Origin of the sequence: Nocardiopsis valliformis DSM 45023, assembly GCF_000340985.1 — a bacterium.
GTDB lineage: Bacteria > Actinomycetota > Actinomycetes > Streptosporangiales > Streptosporangiaceae > Nocardiopsis > Nocardiopsis exhalans.
This window is the reverse complement of sequence record NZ_ANAZ01000008.1, coordinates 121,358-134,987: the sequence shown is the minus strand read 5'-3', so window position 1 is coordinate 134,987 and position 13,630 is coordinate 121,358. Positions and strand designations below refer to the sequence as shown.

Genomic DNA, 13,630 nt, shown 5'->3' with positions numbered 1-13,630 from the left:
AGAGGGAAACATCCGGGGGAGACGGGGAGAGGGGAAGGCCATGGCCCTCCTGAACAAGATCACGCCGTGCCTGTGGTTCAACGGGCAGGCCGAGCAGGCGGTGACGTTCTACACCAACGTCTTCGAGAACTCACGCGTCCTCAAGACCACCTACTACGGCCCCGGCCTGCCGGTGCCCGAGGGGACCGTGCTGACCATCGAGTTCGAACTGGACGGCAACCCCTTCACCGCACTCAACGGCGGCGGGGAGTTCACCTTCGACGAGGCGGTGTCCTTCCAGATCATCTGCCGTGATCAGGCCGAGTCCGACCACTACTGGGACCGGCTCACCGACGGCGGCCAGGAGAGCCAGTGCGGCTGGCTCCGGGACCGGTTCGGCCTGTCCTGGCAGGTCTTCCCCGAGGAACTGAACACCCTGCTGGAGGACCCCGACCCGGAACGGTCGCACCGGGCCACCCAGGCCATGCTCATGATGCGCCGGATCGACCTGGACGTGGTCCGCCGGGCCGCCAACGGCACCTGAACGCCTGCCGCGGATCCGGCTTCTCAGTGACACAGGTCAGTGACGCAGGTCAGTGGCGCAGGGCGCAGTCGCCGCACAGGCCACCGTCCGGCAACCGGTAGTACAGACAGCAGGTGGTGCGCCGGAACACCGCCTGCCCCGACCGGTCCGTCCCCGTGTAGTGGCCGGTCCCGCTGAGCGAAGGCCGCTCCAACATCAGACGGACCACCTCCTCGGCCTCCGCGTGCTGCTCCGGTCGGGCAACGCCCAGGGCTCGGGCCGCCCCGGCCAGCGCAGCCGCGGTGTTGCCCCGCAGCAGGCCGGGGGAGATCCGCCCGACACCGGCCAACGCCGTTTCGACTCCGGTCAGCACCGACTCCACCACGGTCTCGTCCAACCACTCCGCGACCTCGGCGGGAACCGCGGAGATCGGCTCGGCCCGCTTCTGTGCGGTGCGAAGGGTCAGCGGCCCAGAACGACCGGGGTCGAAAAGCAGCTCCGTGCTCCGCAGGCGCACCCCGTGGCAGAGTGCGACGGCCAGGACCGGGGACAGCAGCCGGGAGGCCAAACCCTGGTGGAAGAGCGACGCGCCCACGCGCCACTCCACATCCTGAACACCGCCGCCCGACAGCGCCCCGAGTCGAGCCCGTACCCGACGGACCTCCTCGGCCACCCGTTTCCCGTCCGCACCGTCCAGCACCGTGACCGGTTCCCACCCCTCTCCCAGGGATTCGGAACCCGTATGCAGCTCCACCTGGAAGAACATGTTGACCCGCCCGACATCTTCGAGCGCCTCCGCCAGCACCGCGACCCCCGCTCATCCAATGAGGACTGCCCCTGCTTGCTCTGCCCCGCCGGCTCAGCAGTGTCGCACAGCAGGACTGGGCAAGCTCTCACACAACGGTGAGCTAGGCCGGTCCCGGGGCAGGGCCGGTAGTGCTGGCACCACCCGTGTTCCTCGTGCTGATGACCTCGTGTCCCGACCTCCGGGAAACCTAGATTGGTTCTGTGAACGGCACACATGAACAGCAGGCGTCAGACGCACAGCGCGGCAGCGGGGGAAAGGACCTCCGACTGACCCGCACCGTCGACGTGCCCTTCCCCGGCGACGCACACGGCAACACCTGGCGGGTGCTCCTGGTCGAGGTCCTGCACCTGATGACCTCCCTGGCGCTGGCCCTGTTCTACCTGCTCCCGGCGACACTGCTGCTGGGAGCCGCGGCCGCCTGGTTCACGCTGGCGCTGTACCTGCCCTGGACCGACCTGTCGGTCGACTTCAGCTTCGGTCGACTCGCCCGTGACACCGTCTGGTTCCTGGTGGTCATGCCGGTGGCCGCCACCCTGCTGGCGCGTTTCGCCTGCCAGGTGCAGCGCGACCGGCTCGCCAACGTGTTCGGGATCGTGGAGACCAGCCCGCCCGACCCCCTTGCCGACGACAACCCCTGGTGGCGTGCCTGGCGCTTCGTCTTCGGCCGTGACGCGTGGTCGATGGTGGTCTACACGACCGTCGCCGGGATCCACGGGCTGTTCGCCGCGGGGCTGGTCGTGGTGTTGGTGGTGTGCGGCGGGGCCGCGGCCGTGGGCGCACTCTTCGGGGTGGTGTACATCCTGGCCCAGGGCTCACCGGGGGACCTGGTGGGGCCGATGGCCCTGGTCGTGGCCGGGCCGTTGGCCGCCGTGATCGGGCTGCGCCTGACCCCGCACATGATCTCCTCCGAGGTCCTCCTGCACCGCCTCCTGCTCTTCGACGCCCCCGAGGTGCGGATACGGCGCCGCCTGCTGCACGTCCAGGACAGCCGTCAGCGCATGGTGGACGAGGCCGAGGCCGAACGCCGACGCATCGAACGCGACCTGCACGACGGCGCCCAGCAGCGGCTGCTCGCCCTGACCATGACCCTGACCCGGGCCCGCGCACGGCTGGCCCACGACCCCGAGGGGGCCGGTGCGCTGATCGCCGAGGCCCAGGCGGAGTCCAAGGAGGTCATGACCGAACTCCGCCAGGTCGCGCGGGGACTGCACCCCAGGGTCCTGACCGACCACGGGCTCGGGGCCGCCCTGCCGGTCGCCGCCGGTCGCTCCCCGGTCCCGGCCCGGTTGGAGGTGGACCTCGACGAGCGCCCCTCGGCGCGGGCCGAGGGCGTGGCCTACTACGTGGTCTGCGAGGCGCTGACCAACGTCGCCAAGCACGCCGGAGCCGAGCAGGTCACCGTGGCGGCCGAACGGGTCGAGGGCCGCGGCCGCCAGGGTGACCTGCTGCGAATCTCCGTCACCGACGACGGGGCCGGGGGAGCCGACCCCGAGGCGGGCACCGGTCTCTACGGGCTGTGGGACCGGGTGGACGCCGTCGATGGGGTACTGACCGTCCACAGCCCGACCGGTGGGGGAACCGTCCTGACCGCGAACATCCCATGGAAGGCGTGACCGTGAGCACGGCCAACACACACGACGGACGGCGGGGGCTGCGCGTCATCATCGCCGAAGACTCCGTGCTGCTGCGCAGCGGCATGGCCCGGCTGCTGGAGGACTCGGGGGTGGAGATCGTCGCGGCGGTGGGGGACGCCGACGCGCTGATCACCGCGGTGGCCGAGTATCCGGACGTGGACCTGTGCCTGATCGACATCCGGATGCCGCCGACCTACTCCGAGGAGGGCATCCAGGCGGCGGTGAAGATCCGCGAGACCCACCCGGAGATGGCGGTGCTGTTGCTGTCCCAGCACGTGGTCAGCCGTTACGCCGCCGACCTGCTCGGCGGCGGGGCGTCCAAGGTGGGCTACCTGCTCAAGGACCGGGTGGCCGACATCGAAGACTTCCTGACCGTGCTGCGCAGAGTGGCCGACGGCGGGGCGGCGATCGACCCCGAAGTGGTCTCGCAGCTGCTGAGCAGGCACCGGGACCGTGCCCTGGAGCGCCTCACCCCGCGTGAGGGCGAGGTTTTGGAGGTGATGGCCCAAGGGCTGAACAACGCCGGGATCGCCGACCGGCTCACCATCACCGAACGGGCCGTGGAGAAGCACATCAGGTCGATCTTCACCAAGCTCGACCTTGGCCAGGACGACCACGACCACCGCAGGGTCCAGGCGGTGCTGCGCTATCTGCGCGGCGCGGACCGTGACTGAGACGAACGAGAAGCGAAGGAGGGCCAAGCCTTCCGAGAGGGGAAAAGGATATGACTTTCAAGGCACGAGGCCTGTACGCCTCATCGAGCAAGGAGCCGGGGCGCTTCCGTCGGGGGCCGTGGCTGCTGCTGGGCGCGGTACTCGTGGTGATCGTGGTGGTGTTCACCGCGCTCTCGGTACTGGGCAACGTGGCCGTGCACCAGACGGACCGCACGGACTCCTTCAGCGGGATCACCGCACTCGAACTGGAGAACTCCACCGGCGGGGACGTCCTGGTGAAGGGCGGTGAGGGGGACGAGGTCGTCGTAGAGCGCAAGCTGAGCGGCAGCCCCCTGTCGGAGCCGGACGAGGACATCGACGCCGAGGGCGGCACGTTGGAGATCGATACGGACTGCTCCGGTTTCCTGTTCTTCAGCTCCTGCTCGGTGCACTACGAGATCACGGTTCCCGCCGGGACCCGGGTGGCGCTGGAGACCATCAGCGGCAAGGTCAGCGTCGATAACCTCGAGGGTGACCTGAGCGTGGAATCCATCAGTGGCCAGGTAGGGGTGACCAGCCCTGTCGGTGAGGTCGATATCGAGACCATTTCGGGGACCATCATGATCAGCGACGCCGAGGGTGCGGTCACGGCCCACAGCACCAGCGGCCGCATCCAGGCCTCCGGTGAGGGCTCCCTGCTCGACGTGGGCTCCACTTCGGGCGAGATCCTCGTTGCGGACTTCAGCGCCGATGAGGTTCGCGCGGAGTCGGTGAGCGGGTCCCTGGAACTCGGCGGCGGGTTCACCACCCTGGAGGCGTCTTCCGTCTCCGGCAGCGTGAACGTCATGACCGACGAGCCCTTCGAGCTGCTCTCGGTGGAGACGGTCAGTGGTCGGGTCGGCGCCACGGTGCCGGACGGGGTCTACGACATCACCGGTGAGTCGGTGTCCGGGAACCGTGACTTCAACGTGGAGGCCTCGTCCGGCGCCGACAGCCGTATCGACGTCAGCACCACCAGCGGCGGGGTGCTGGTCACCGGCAACTAGCCGCGGCCGGCCCCAGTCAGAGGCGGTCCCCGGACTGCGGGAAAACCGGCCTGCTGGCCTGCCTGTCCGCTGACCGGCAAGGCGCCAGGTCAGCGGACTAGATGGTCAGCGGCGTTCGAAGCGCAGCGCCGCCCAGTCCGAGTCGATCGGGACCTGGGCGGTGCTGCGCCAGCCGGCTTCGGTGAGGGCCTCCCAGCCCTGGTCCGGGGTCAGGTTCGTGATGATGGTGCCACCGCGCTGCGGGTAGCACACCCACAGCCTGGTCTTGGGACCGGTGAGCTCCAGGGCCCGCGGGCCCTCCCGGCTGACGGTGCCCCGGTCCAGGGCGAACAGGTGCACGTCGTCGTACTCGGCGCCCTCGATCGGACCGAGGTCGATGTGGATGTCCAGCGGGGGGTCCAGCAGACGCAGATAACGCTCCGGGGCGTTGAGGACGAGCAGCCGGTCTCCGGGCTCGACCCCCAACCTCCGGGCGAGTGTCTCCGACATTCCTCCTCCGTTCACGTGTGCGGCCTTGACGCGTGTGGCCTTCACGCGCGTGGGCCTCCTCGGCCACCGTACGGTTCACCGGCCCCGAAACCGAGGACCTTACCCGCCTCGACCCCGACATGACCGTGTTTTTAGGATGCCAACATGACACAAGACAACAGTGGGATCCGCTGGGGTGTGGTGGGGACCGGCGGTATCGCGCGCTCCTTCATGCAGGGACTCCGGGCCGTCCCCTCGGCCCGGGTGACGGCGGTGGGTTCGCGTACCGGCGCCCGAGCCGAGGAGTTCGGCCAGGAATGGGACATCCCGAACCGGCACGCAAGTTACGAGGCGCTGGCGGCCGACCCGGAGGTGGACGTGGTGTACGTGGCCACGCCCCACCCCTGGCACTATCCAAACACTCTCCTGATGCTGAGCGCGGACAAGCACGTGCTCGTGGAGAAGCCCATGGCGATGAACTCCCTGCAGGTGTCGGAGATGGTGGCGGCCGCGCGGGCAGGCGACCGCTTCCTGATGGAGGCGATGTGGACGCGCTATCTGCCCGCCTCCCGGCTGGCCCGCGAGCTGGTCGCCGACGGGGCGATCGGTGAGCTGTGCTCGGTCTCGGCGGAGTTCGGGATCAATGTCCCCTACGATCCCGACCACCGGCTGTTCAACGCCGACCTGGGCGGCGGGGCCCTGTTGGACCTGGGCGTGTACCCACTGGCGCTGGCCTCGCAGCACCTGGGCGAGCTGACGGTGGTGGGCGCGACCCGCCAGCTGTCCCCGGATCGGATGGTGGACACCCAGACCACGGTGCTGGTGCGCGGGGAGAACGGGGTGAGCGCCACACTGGGCTGCGCCTCGCGCACGGCCCTGCCCAACCGGGCGGTGCTGGCCGGGACGGCCGGATGGATCGAGATTCCCTCCTTCTGGGCCGCCACCGAGTTCGTCCTGCACCGGGAGGGGGCCGAGCCCGAGCGGTTCCACCGGCCCTTCCGGGCCAACGGCTACGAGTACGAGATCGAGGAGGTGTCCCGGTGTCTGGCCACCGGTGAACGCCAGAGCCCGCACATGACCTGGGCGGAGAGCCAGCGGCTGGCCGGGGTCATGGACCAGATCCGGGACGCGGGCGGGCTGGTTTACAGCCCGGCCAACGTCAAAGCCGTCCCCCTGGGATGAGCCCGGCCGCGCCCGCGCCGGTGGGGGTGGCCCGTGAGGTGAGGTTCTCGGGGACCGCACCCGGGACGGGTCGGCCGCCGGCGCGCGGCGCGGGGTGGGGCTGGGCGCCCAGGAGACGGCCCAGCGCGACCCGGGCCAGGGGCAGCACGCTCATACGCGCCACGACCAGGACGGCGTCCTTGGGCCCCACCTCGCGGGCGAAGCGCGTGTCCAGGGCGGGATCGCCGCTGCGCGGGGTCACCCCGTAGATCTCCCCGTCGAACATCCGGTAGGCGTCGCGGACCGTCAGGGTGTCGGGGTCCAGGCGCGGGCCGTCGCCGAGCCAGTCGGCGGCGTCGGTGGCGATCCGGCGGACCAAGTTCGGCACGGGGCGGTCCTGGCGGGGGAAGACCCGGGCCTGTCCCAGGCCCTTGCGCCAGCCCGCGTAGACGGCCGGGTGACGGGTGCGCAGTACTACGTAGGTGTTGGTCAGGGGGTGGGCCAGGACCTCGCGGTTCAGGAAGTGGGTCATCAGGGCGGCGGAGAGCCCGGAGCGCCGGTGCGCGGGGACCACCCCGGCGGCGTCCAAGTACAGGGCTCGGCGGGAGGCGAAGCTGCGCCGGTGGTAGCCGCCCCAGCCGACGGGGACGCCGTCGGGGCCCAGGATGAGGGCCAGGGAGGAGATCTGGTCGAAGAATCCGGAGGCCATCCGGGTGCGCCAGTAGCCGGAGTGGTCGGCCCCGAACGCCCGGGCAGCCAGGTCGCGCAGAGCCAGGTGGAGGCGTTCTCGGCACTCCGGGGCCAGTGCGGTGGGGCTGTCCCAGCGGGCGACGCGGTAGCCGGGCCGCAGAGGACGGATCACCGGGGGAACGCTGAGCTCACGCAGTTCCGGGCAGTGCTGTCGGGTCTGGTCGGGCACGCGGAAGCCCCACTTTCGTTACTCTAAGGAAGTAATTGACTCCTTAACGTAGCGGTTTTGCGGTGGGCTCGGGCCGACTTGGCCCAACCGGAGGTTCCCGGGACTACCCGGACACTGCCCCCACGGCCGCCGAACGCCGCCGGTACAGCTTCCACGCCAGACCCGCGTAAGCGCTCGCGACGATGCCCGCGATCACGTAACGCGAGGTCATCAGATGTTCGGGCGGGTAGAAGACACCGGTGATGTGGTGGTCGATGAAGCCGTTCTCCATGATTTCGCGGCCGGTGTTGAGCCGCGACCAGTTCTCGATGTCGGTGAGGAAACACGGCCACCCGATGATGACGATCCCCAGCGCGTAGGCGGCCACCAGCAGGTGCGGCCAGAACATCCGCGGCCACCGCCAGGAGAGGAAGCCGCCGAAGACCACATAGGCGAAGAACAGGTAGTGGAGAACCATCGCGACGTGGCCGACGAGGAGGTAGGTCAGGTAGCTCATGTGCCGAACCTAGGACGAGAAGGGCTGCCCGCTCATCGGAGTTCCTACCCAGTACCTGTGAGTACACCTACTCATGCGCACGGCCCGGCCTTCCGCAGCACGTCCCTCGGCGAAGCCGAGCGCAAACGGCTCGCCCCCGGTTATTCTCCTTACGAGGACTCGATCAGTGGAGGCAAGATGTGCGCGCAGCCCGTGCCGGACTGGCTCATCCCGCCGACGGAAGGCTTCAGCGCCGAGGACCTGGACAACCTGCCCGACCTGCCTGCGCACACCGAACTGATCGACGGGAGCCTCGTCCTCGTGAGCCCGCAGAAAGGCTTTCACTCCGCAGTTCTGGACCTGCTCACCATCAGGATGCGGCCTGCTCCGGAGCAGTACCGCGTTCGGCGTGAGATGACTGTGACGCTGGGACCGAAACAGCGGCCGGAGCCGGACATGATGGTCGTGGACGCGGACGCTGTCGACAACCAGCAGTCCAGTTTTTCCCCGGAAGTCGTGAAACTCGTGGTCGAAGTGGTGTCGCCGGAATCGATCGAACGCGATCGCCTGCGCAAACCGTTGCTGTACGCGCAAGCCGGGATTCCACACTTCTGGCGGATCGAGGACAACGGAGGCGGACCGGTCGTCTACGTGCACGAGCTGGAGCCCGCCACGCTGTGCTACGTGGTCACCGGCATCTACCACAACCGGCTGAAGGTCGACCTTCCCTACCCCATGGACATCGACCTGAGTGAGTACCGTCAGATGTGAACCGATCAGGCCCCGGACCCGTGGGGCCGATCTGTGTCTCGGCCCGTGCGGGTGAGGCGTTTGCCCAGGCGGGCCATCTCCTCGCGGAGTTCCGCGGGCTCCTCGACCTCCATCTCCAGGTCCAGCATGGCCAGGTAGCAAGCCATGGCGACCAGGTCCTCGCCAGCGCACAACAGAACACAGGAGCGCTCGTCCACGGCCTCGATGGGGCCGTAGTGCGCGGCCGGGCCCTCCAGAGCGGTCTCCGCCGACACCTTGAGGCGGATGCGCGCCTTGACCGGCCACATGTGCAGGTTCATCCGGTCGGCAAGGTAGGCGGCCACCCCCTGTTCGGGCGGGTCACGCGGTGGGACGCGCGGGCCGGTCGGGGTGAGGGGGCGCAACCGGTCCACCCGGAAGGTGCGCCAGTCGTCGCGGTCGGTGTCCCAGGCCACCAGGTACCAGCGCCGCCCCTGGGAGACCAGCCGGTGCGGCTCCACGATCCGGCGGCTGGTGGTGCCGTCGTGGCTTTCGTAGTCAAACCGCAGCCGCTCGCTGTCGCGGCAGGCCGCGGCCACCAGGGTGAGTGTTTCGGAGTCGACCGTGGGTCCCTCACCGGGCATCGGCACGGTGAAGGTTCCCAGCGCGTCCACCCTGCGGCGCAACCGGGAGGGCAGCACCTGGAGGAGTTTGGCCAGTGCGCGCACCGAGGTCTCCTCGATCCCCGAAACCCCGCCCTGGGCCGCCGTGCGCAGCCCCACCGTGACCGCCACGGCCTCGTCGTCGTCCAGCAGTAGCGGGGGCAGGGCCGCACCCGCCCCCAGCTGGTAGCCGCCGCCGGTACCCATGGTCGCCTGGATGGGGTAGCCCAGCTCACGGAGGCGGTCCACGTCGCGCCGGACGGTGCGCGGACTGACCTCGAGGCGCTCGGCCAGGTCCGAGCCGGGCCAGTCCTTGCGGGTCTGGAGCAGGGACAGGAGCTGGAGCAGCCGGGCCGATGTCGACTTCATGCCCCGAGTCTGCCAGGGGTGCAGGTCTGTTTCCGTCCTCTACTCTGAACCGGGCGGGGCACGGCCTACCCGGGAACGCGCCCCGACCGTTAGGGGCCGCCGGCCTGATCTTCGAGGCAGGACCTCAGCGGGCGCACCACCAGGTGGATCAGGGCTGCCACCAGCTGGAGCGCGGCGGCCGCGGCCAGGCACAGGTGCGAGGACGAGTCGGCGAGTGGCCCGGCCAGGGCGGCCCCGGCCGCGAAGGCGCTGAGCTTCAGGCTGGCGGCGGTGGTGAACACCTGGGTGCGCAGACGCTCGGGCGCCTCGCGGTGGCGGAGGGCGAACAGGCCGGTCAGCTGAGGTCCCTTGGCGGCGCCCACCACCGCGGCGGCCAGGAGCAGCCACGGGGCGGCAGGGATCAGGAGCACCCCCAGCACACCCACCATCTGTACCAGCACACACACCAGAACCACGGTGTCCGAGCGTACCGGCAGGAGGCGCCTGGCCAGGAGCAGGTTGGCCAGCAGCGCGGACCCCGCCATCACCGAGAGCAGCATTGCGCCGCGTTCCGGCCCGCCCAACAGGCTCTCACCGAGCATGGGCGCGCTCACCACGACCATGCCGGTCCCGGCGATGGACACCGTGGTGACCAGGGTGATCCGCAGCAGAGCCCGGTTTCCCAGGACCGATGCTGTTGGCGAATCCGGGTGGGGGTCCGGGGGTGGTTTCCGGTAGTGGGTTCGGGGGCTTGGGGGTGGGGTGGAGGTGTCCGAAACCCGGGCTGACACGTGTCCGTTGCTTCCGTAACCGTCAGGTCCTCGGTGATCTTGCTACCAGTAGCAAGTTCGGCGCTGAACTTGCTACTGGTAGCAAGATCACGCTGAGAGGAGAGGCCGAAACAGGTCCGGGTCCGGCAGGGGTGGCGCTTCGATCGGTCTGTCCACTGGGCCGGGTAGGGGGTGCCCGCCGGGCTGGGGGCGGTGTCTGCGCTGCCGCTGTTCGTCGGGGCGCGCGACCGGCCGCGACACGAGCACCGATCCGCTCCGGGCTGGAGAAGGCACCAGCCAAAGGCCGAGGTAGTTGTTGTTGGGCCCTTGAGGCCCGTTGGGCCCCCTTCGGGGCCGTCTGCCACCCGGACCACTCCTCCCCCGTTTCCCGATAGCCTCCAACCGCCGTCGGGGCGGTGCAGGCTCTCGTCGACCGCACCGCCGACCTCCTCAACACCCTGGCCGCCCCGGACGTGACAGCGGGCGAGGTGGACGCGGCCCTGCGGGCTCACGGCGAGATCGACCCCGTGACCACCGCACAGGACGTGGCGGACCTGCGCGCGGCCGCAGGGCAACTGCGCTCGGTGCTGGCCGCCGACTTCCTGGATTAGGCCGCCGAACAGGTCAACGCCCTGCTCGCCCGTACCGCGTACCCGGCCCGCCTGAGTAACCACGGCGGAGCCTTCAGCTGGCACCTGCACGTGGACAGCGACGATTGAGGAGGCGCCCCTGACCGATTGGTTCCTGGCATCGGCCAGCATGCTGCTGGCGCTGCTGATCAGTGACCGCCAGTACCTACCGGGCGGGGTCTGTGCGGCGCGCGGCTGCGAGCTGGTGTTCATCGACACCGCGAACGGCAGCCACCGCCGGTACTTTTCGCGCCGCTGCGCCACCAGGGAACGGGTGGCCGCCCACCGGGCCCGCCGCTGAACCGGGTTCAGGAGGCGTTCACCGGTCGGCTGAGCAGGTCGAGGCTCAGGTGTTCCGGGGACAGCGACCGTAGGAAGTCCTCGGCGTCGAAGAGCTCCCCGACGGCGTACACACCACCCGCGCCGCGCGCCCGGCCGTCGAGAATCCGCATGGTGGCCTCGGCGACCAGCGGCGCGGTCACCGCGTAGATGTCGCGGCCCGAGGCGCTCGCCCGCCGCTGCTGCCCGTCTCGGTGGACGATCACGTCCACGACGAAGGTCTGCGCCGAGCGCCCGCTGTTGTCGACCGCCCGAGGCACGGGGGTGTCGGGGTCGTGCACGTCGCGCAGGGGCGCCAGGTTCATGTGCGCGCGGATGTCCGGGACGCGCAGGTGCCGGGAGACGGTGACCTGGTCGGCGGTGGAGAACTCGGCGACTTTTTGGACGCCCAGTGGCGCGGGGAAGTCCCAGTCGGTCGTCGCGGGCTGTTCCGAAGGCCTGTGGAAGCAGCCCCCGGAGTACACCACGTGCCGTCCGGTGTTGCGCCGCCCGGTCTTCCGCGTGCCCTGGGTCGGCTGCCAACTGTCCAACCCGAACGCGATGTCGATCGCCTCCGCCTCGGGCCAGTCGCCCATCGCCGCGGTGGCCAGCAGGTCACCCAGGCCACCGTAGAACGCCACCGAAGGAATGATCGCTGTCCCGGCATCCCGAGCCTGGTTCTGCCGGTGCTGGAAGGTCTCCAGTGCCACGGCCTGCTCAGCGCCCACATCCAGGTAGGGGATCCGGGCGCGCAGCGCGGCGTCGAGCAGGGCCGGGGCGGTGTCGGCGAAGGGTCCCGCGCAGTTGACCACTGCCGCCGTACCGGCCAGCGCGCGCTCCAGGGAGGCGGGTTCGTCGACGGAGGCCACCAAGATGGGGGAGTCCGGGTGCTTCTCACCCAGGGAGCGCAGCCGCTCGTGGTCGCGGCCGACCAGAACGGGCGTCAAACCGCGTCGGCGCAGTTCGGCGAGGACGAAGACGGCCGTGTGCCCGTAGGCGCCGAAGACGGCGACTGTTGGGTGGTGAAGGTTCATGGGTCCATGCTCGCCGTTCGGAACCCCCGGCACGAGTGGCTGAAATGACGACATGCGTACACTTTCGGACATGCCTGAGTCCGTGAGGTTGGCGCTGTACGACGGCGCCATGCTGTTCGAGACCGCCGCCGTGCTGGAGGTCTTCGGGGTCGACCGCGGCCTGGTCGACCCCTGGTACGACTTCGGGGTGTGCGGGCCGGAACGGACCCACCTCGGCGGTTGGCTGCGCGTGGACGGCGCATCCGGGTACGACGAACTGGCCAAGGCGGACACCGTGATCGTCGCTGCCTTCGATGACATCGCCGCCGACCCACCGCCTGAACTGGTGACGGCCGTGCGCGCGGCCCACGAGCGGGGCTCCCGGATCGTTTCGCTGTGTACCGGCGCGTTCGTTCTGGCCGCCGCCGGGGTCCTGGACGGTCGTCGGGCCACCACTCACTGGATGCATACCGCCGCGCTCGCCGCCCGCTACCCCCGGGTCCAGGTGGAACCGGACGTGCTCTACACCGACGAGGGCACGGTGCTGACATCGGCGGGCAAGGCGGCCGGGATGGACCTGTGCCTGCACATCGTCCGCACCGACCACGGCGCGGGCGTCGCCAACACGATCGCCCGCCGCCTGGTGGTCCCACCGCACCGCCGGGGCGGCCAGGCCCAGTTCGTCGCTGCGCCAGCGGCCCAGGAGCCCGGTCGGGCGCTCGCCGGTCTGCTCCAGTGGGCGAGCGACCGCCTGGACGAGCCGTTGACCGTGCCGGACCTAGCGACGCAGGCCAACATGAGTACCCGCAACCTCACCCGGCGCTTTGTAGCGGTGACCGGGCTGACCCCGCTGCGCTGGCTGCACCATCAGCGCCTGCACCGCGCCCAGGAGCTGTTGGAGACCACCGACGACGCGGTCGAGCACATCGCTGCTCGCACTGGCATGGGCACCGGGGCAACCCTGCGCAGACACTTCCACCGTGCCCTCGGGGTGCCGCCGGACACCTACCGGCGTACCTTCCGGGAGCGCGGGGACTCCACGGCGGTACCCGATGACTTCAGGAGGTGACGGCGACCGCCTCCACCTCGACCAGTTGGTCGTCGTAGCCCAGTACGGCCACACCCAGCAGGGTGCTGGGCGCGTCGTGCTCGCCCATGTGGGAGCGCACTACCTCCCAGGCCTTCACCAGGTCCTCCTGTCGGGTCGAGGCCACGTACACCGTGGTCTTCACGATGTCGGAAAGTTCGGCGCCCGCCCCGCGCAGCGCGGTGACCAGGTTGCGCATCACCTGATCGGCCTGGCCCGCGTAGTCGCCCACGGCCACCGTGGCGCCGTGCTCGTCCAACGGGCAGGCGCCGGCGGTCCATACCACCCGGGTCGGAGCCTCAGCTGTAGCCGCGTAGGCGTACTCCGCCACTGAGCTCAGTTCCTCGTTCCGGACCAGCTTGACCGCACCGCTCATGGATCCCTCTTCTCCGATCGCCGATGGCCCCG

General features: G+C 69.9%; 17 protein-coding genes. 9 read left to right on the top strand and 8 right to left on the bottom strand.

Going from position 1 to position 13,630, the window contains the following annotated elements; genetic code table 11:
* Window positions 1-40 precede the first annotated feature (40 nt).
* A complete protein-coding gene (locus tag D457_RS0108660) occupies window positions 41-523 on the top strand; it encodes a VOC family protein (protein WP_017580257.1) in 483 nt (160 codons plus the stop codon).
* Between the two features lie 49 nt (window positions 524-572).
* Here the strand turns inward: D457_RS0108660 and D457_RS0108655 are convergent, their stop codons facing one another.
* Complete coding sequence (locus D457_RS0108655) at window positions 573-1,307, bottom strand: (2Fe-2S)-binding protein (RefSeq protein WP_017580256.1); 735 nt, start codon at window positions 1,305-1,307, stop codon at window positions 573-575.
* 203 nt (window positions 1,308-1,510) lie between these two features.
* Here D457_RS0108655 and D457_RS0108650 point away from each other — a divergent pair, with 203 nt between their 5' ends.
* The 3 genes from D457_RS0108650 to D457_RS0108640 are packed head-to-tail and all read left to right on the top strand — an operon-like array spanning window position 1,511 to window position 4,643.
* Window positions 1,511-2,923 carry a sensor histidine kinase gene (locus tag D457_RS0108650; RefSeq protein ID WP_017580255.1) on the top strand — a complete coding sequence of 471 codons (1,413 nt, stop codon included), beginning with the start codon at window positions 1,511-1,513 and terminating at the stop codon, window positions 2,921-2,923.
* Complete coding sequence (locus D457_RS0108645; protein WP_017580254.1) at window positions 2,911-3,618, top strand: response regulator transcription factor; 708 nt, start codon at window positions 2,911-2,913, stop codon at window positions 3,616-3,618. Before D457_RS0108650 ends, D457_RS0108645 begins: the two co-directional genes overlap by 13 nt.
* A gap of 50 nt (window positions 3,619-3,668) precedes the next feature.
* Window positions 3,669-4,643, top strand: coding sequence for a DUF4097 family beta strand repeat-containing protein (locus D457_RS0108640; protein WP_017580253.1), 975 nt, complete (start codon window positions 3,669-3,671; stop codon window positions 4,641-4,643).
* Between the two features lie 105 nt (window positions 4,644-4,748).
* Here D457_RS0108640 and D457_RS0108635 read toward each other — a convergent pair whose 3' ends face one another.
* Window positions 4,749-5,132, bottom strand: a complete 384-nt coding sequence (locus D457_RS0108635) for a hypothetical protein (RefSeq protein WP_017580252.1) — start codon at window positions 5,130-5,132, stop codon at window positions 4,749-4,751.
* 144 nt (window positions 5,133-5,276) lie between these two features.
* Between D457_RS0108635 and D457_RS0108630 the strand changes: the two genes are divergently transcribed.
* Complete coding sequence (locus D457_RS0108630; protein ID WP_017580251.1) at window positions 5,277-6,293, top strand: Gfo/Idh/MocA family protein; 1,017 nt, start codon at window positions 5,277-5,279, stop codon at window positions 6,291-6,293.
* On the opposite strand, the gene D457_RS0108625 is transcribed toward D457_RS0108630, so the two are convergent.
* Both D457_RS0108625 and D457_RS0108620 read right to left on the bottom strand, forming a co-directional pair.
* The gene (locus tag D457_RS0108625) at window positions 6,271-7,191 is read right to left on the bottom strand and encodes a GNAT family N-acetyltransferase (protein WP_017580250.1); all 921 of its coding nucleotides are present in this window, start codon (window positions 7,189-7,191) and stop codon (window positions 6,271-6,273) included. The two genes, D457_RS0108630 and D457_RS0108625, sit on opposite strands and share 23 nt — an antisense overlap.
* A 103-nt stretch (window positions 7,192-7,294) precedes the next feature.
* Window positions 7,295-7,687, bottom strand: a complete 393-nt coding sequence (locus tag D457_RS0108620) for a DUF2784 domain-containing protein (RefSeq protein ID WP_017580249.1) — start codon at window positions 7,685-7,687, stop codon at window positions 7,295-7,297.
* A gap of 177 nt (window positions 7,688-7,864) precedes the next feature.
* On the opposite strand from D457_RS0108620, the gene D457_RS0108615 reads away from it, so the two are divergent.
* On the top strand, window positions 7,865-8,437 hold the full coding sequence (locus tag D457_RS0108615) for a Uma2 family endonuclease (RefSeq protein WP_017580248.1): 573 nt from the start codon (window positions 7,865-7,867) through the stop codon (window positions 8,435-8,437).
* A gap of 5 nt (window positions 8,438-8,442) precedes the next feature.
* Here D457_RS0108615 and D457_RS0108610 read toward each other — a convergent pair whose 3' ends face one another.
* Window positions 8,443-9,426 (bottom strand): helix-turn-helix transcriptional regulator, encoded by a 984-nt coding sequence (locus D457_RS0108610; RefSeq protein WP_017580247.1) that lies wholly within the window; start codon window positions 9,424-9,426, stop codon window positions 8,443-8,445.
* 89 nt (window positions 9,427-9,515) lie between these two features.
* A complete protein-coding gene (locus D457_RS32135; RefSeq protein ID WP_017580246.1) occupies window positions 9,516-10,049 on the bottom strand; it encodes a hypothetical protein in 534 nt (177 codons plus the stop codon).
* Between the two features lie 542 nt (window positions 10,050-10,591).
* Here D457_RS32135 and D457_RS36930 point away from each other — a divergent pair.
* Together D457_RS36930 and D457_RS36925 are read left to right on the top strand one after the other, a co-directional pair.
* Window positions 10,592-10,786, top strand: coding sequence for a hypothetical protein (locus tag D457_RS36930; RefSeq protein ID WP_026116466.1), 195 nt, complete (start codon window positions 10,592-10,594; stop codon window positions 10,784-10,786).
* Window positions 10,787-10,934: 148 nt separating this feature from the next.
* Window positions 10,935-11,105, top strand: a complete 171-nt coding sequence (locus D457_RS36925; protein WP_239646044.1) for a CGNR zinc finger domain-containing protein — start codon at window positions 10,935-10,937, stop codon at window positions 11,103-11,105.
* Window positions 11,106-11,112: 7 nt separating this feature from the next.
* Here the strand turns inward: D457_RS36925 and D457_RS0108590 are convergent, their stop codons facing one another.
* On the bottom strand, window positions 11,113-12,156 hold the full coding sequence (locus D457_RS0108590) for a saccharopine dehydrogenase family protein (protein ID WP_017580245.1): 1,044 nt from the start codon (window positions 12,154-12,156) through the stop codon (window positions 11,113-11,115).
* Window positions 12,157-12,226: 70 nt separating this feature from the next.
* Between D457_RS0108590 and D457_RS0108585 the strand changes: the two genes are divergently transcribed.
* Window positions 12,227-13,204, top strand: coding sequence for a helix-turn-helix domain-containing protein (locus tag D457_RS0108585; protein WP_017580244.1), 978 nt, complete (start codon window positions 12,227-12,229; stop codon window positions 13,202-13,204).
* Here D457_RS0108585 and D457_RS0108580 read toward each other — a convergent pair.
* Complete coding sequence (locus tag D457_RS0108580) at window positions 13,194-13,598, bottom strand: RidA family protein (RefSeq protein ID WP_017580243.1); 405 nt, start codon at window positions 13,596-13,598, stop codon at window positions 13,194-13,196. The genes D457_RS0108585 and D457_RS0108580 overlap by 11 nt on opposite strands.
* Window positions 13,599-13,630: the final 32 nt, after the last annotated feature.

What these genes read in the sequence shown, in the direction of transcription:
- D457_RS0108660 (WP_017580257.1), top strand. Translation starts at nt 41, where the DNA reads ATGGCCCTCCTGAACAAGATCACGCCGTGCCTGTGGTTCAACGGGCAG.
- D457_RS0108645 (WP_017580254.1), top strand. Translation starts at nt 2,911, where the DNA reads ATGGAAGGCGTGACCGTGAGCACGGCCAACACACACGACGGACGGCGG.
- D457_RS0108640 (WP_017580253.1), top strand. Translation starts at nt 3,669, where the DNA reads ATGACTTTCAAGGCACGAGGCCTGTACGCCTCATCGAGCAAGGAGCCG.
- D457_RS0108635 (WP_017580252.1), bottom strand. Translation starts at nt 5,132, where the DNA reads ATGTCGGAGACACTCGCCCGGAGGTTGGGGGTCGAGCCCGGAGACCGG.
- D457_RS0108630 (WP_017580251.1), top strand. Translation starts at nt 5,277, where the DNA reads ATGACACAAGACAACAGTGGGATCCGCTGGGGTGTGGTGGGGACCGGC.
- D457_RS0108620 (WP_017580249.1), bottom strand. Translation starts at nt 7,687, where the DNA reads ATGAGCTACCTGACCTACCTCCTCGTCGGCCACGTCGCGATGGTTCTC.
- D457_RS0108615 (WP_017580248.1), top strand. Translation starts at nt 7,865, where the DNA reads ATGTGCGCGCAGCCCGTGCCGGACTGGCTCATCCCGCCGACGGAAGGC.
- D457_RS0108610 (WP_017580247.1), bottom strand. Translation starts at nt 9,426, where the DNA reads ATGAAGTCGACATCGGCCCGGCTGCTCCAGCTCCTGTCCCTGCTCCAG.
- D457_RS36925 (WP_239646044.1), top strand. Translation starts at nt 10,935, where the DNA reads ATGCTGCTGGCGCTGCTGATCAGTGACCGCCAGTACCTACCGGGCGGG.
- D457_RS0108590 (WP_017580245.1), bottom strand. Translation starts at nt 12,156, where the DNA reads ATGAACCTTCACCACCCAACAGTCGCCGTCTTCGGCGCCTACGGGCAC.
- D457_RS0108585 (WP_017580244.1), top strand. Translation starts at nt 12,227, where the DNA reads ATGCCTGAGTCCGTGAGGTTGGCGCTGTACGACGGCGCCATGCTGTTC.
- D457_RS0108580 (WP_017580243.1), bottom strand. Translation starts at nt 13,598, where the DNA reads ATGAGCGGTGCGGTCAAGCTGGTCCGGAACGAGGAACTGAGCTCAGTG.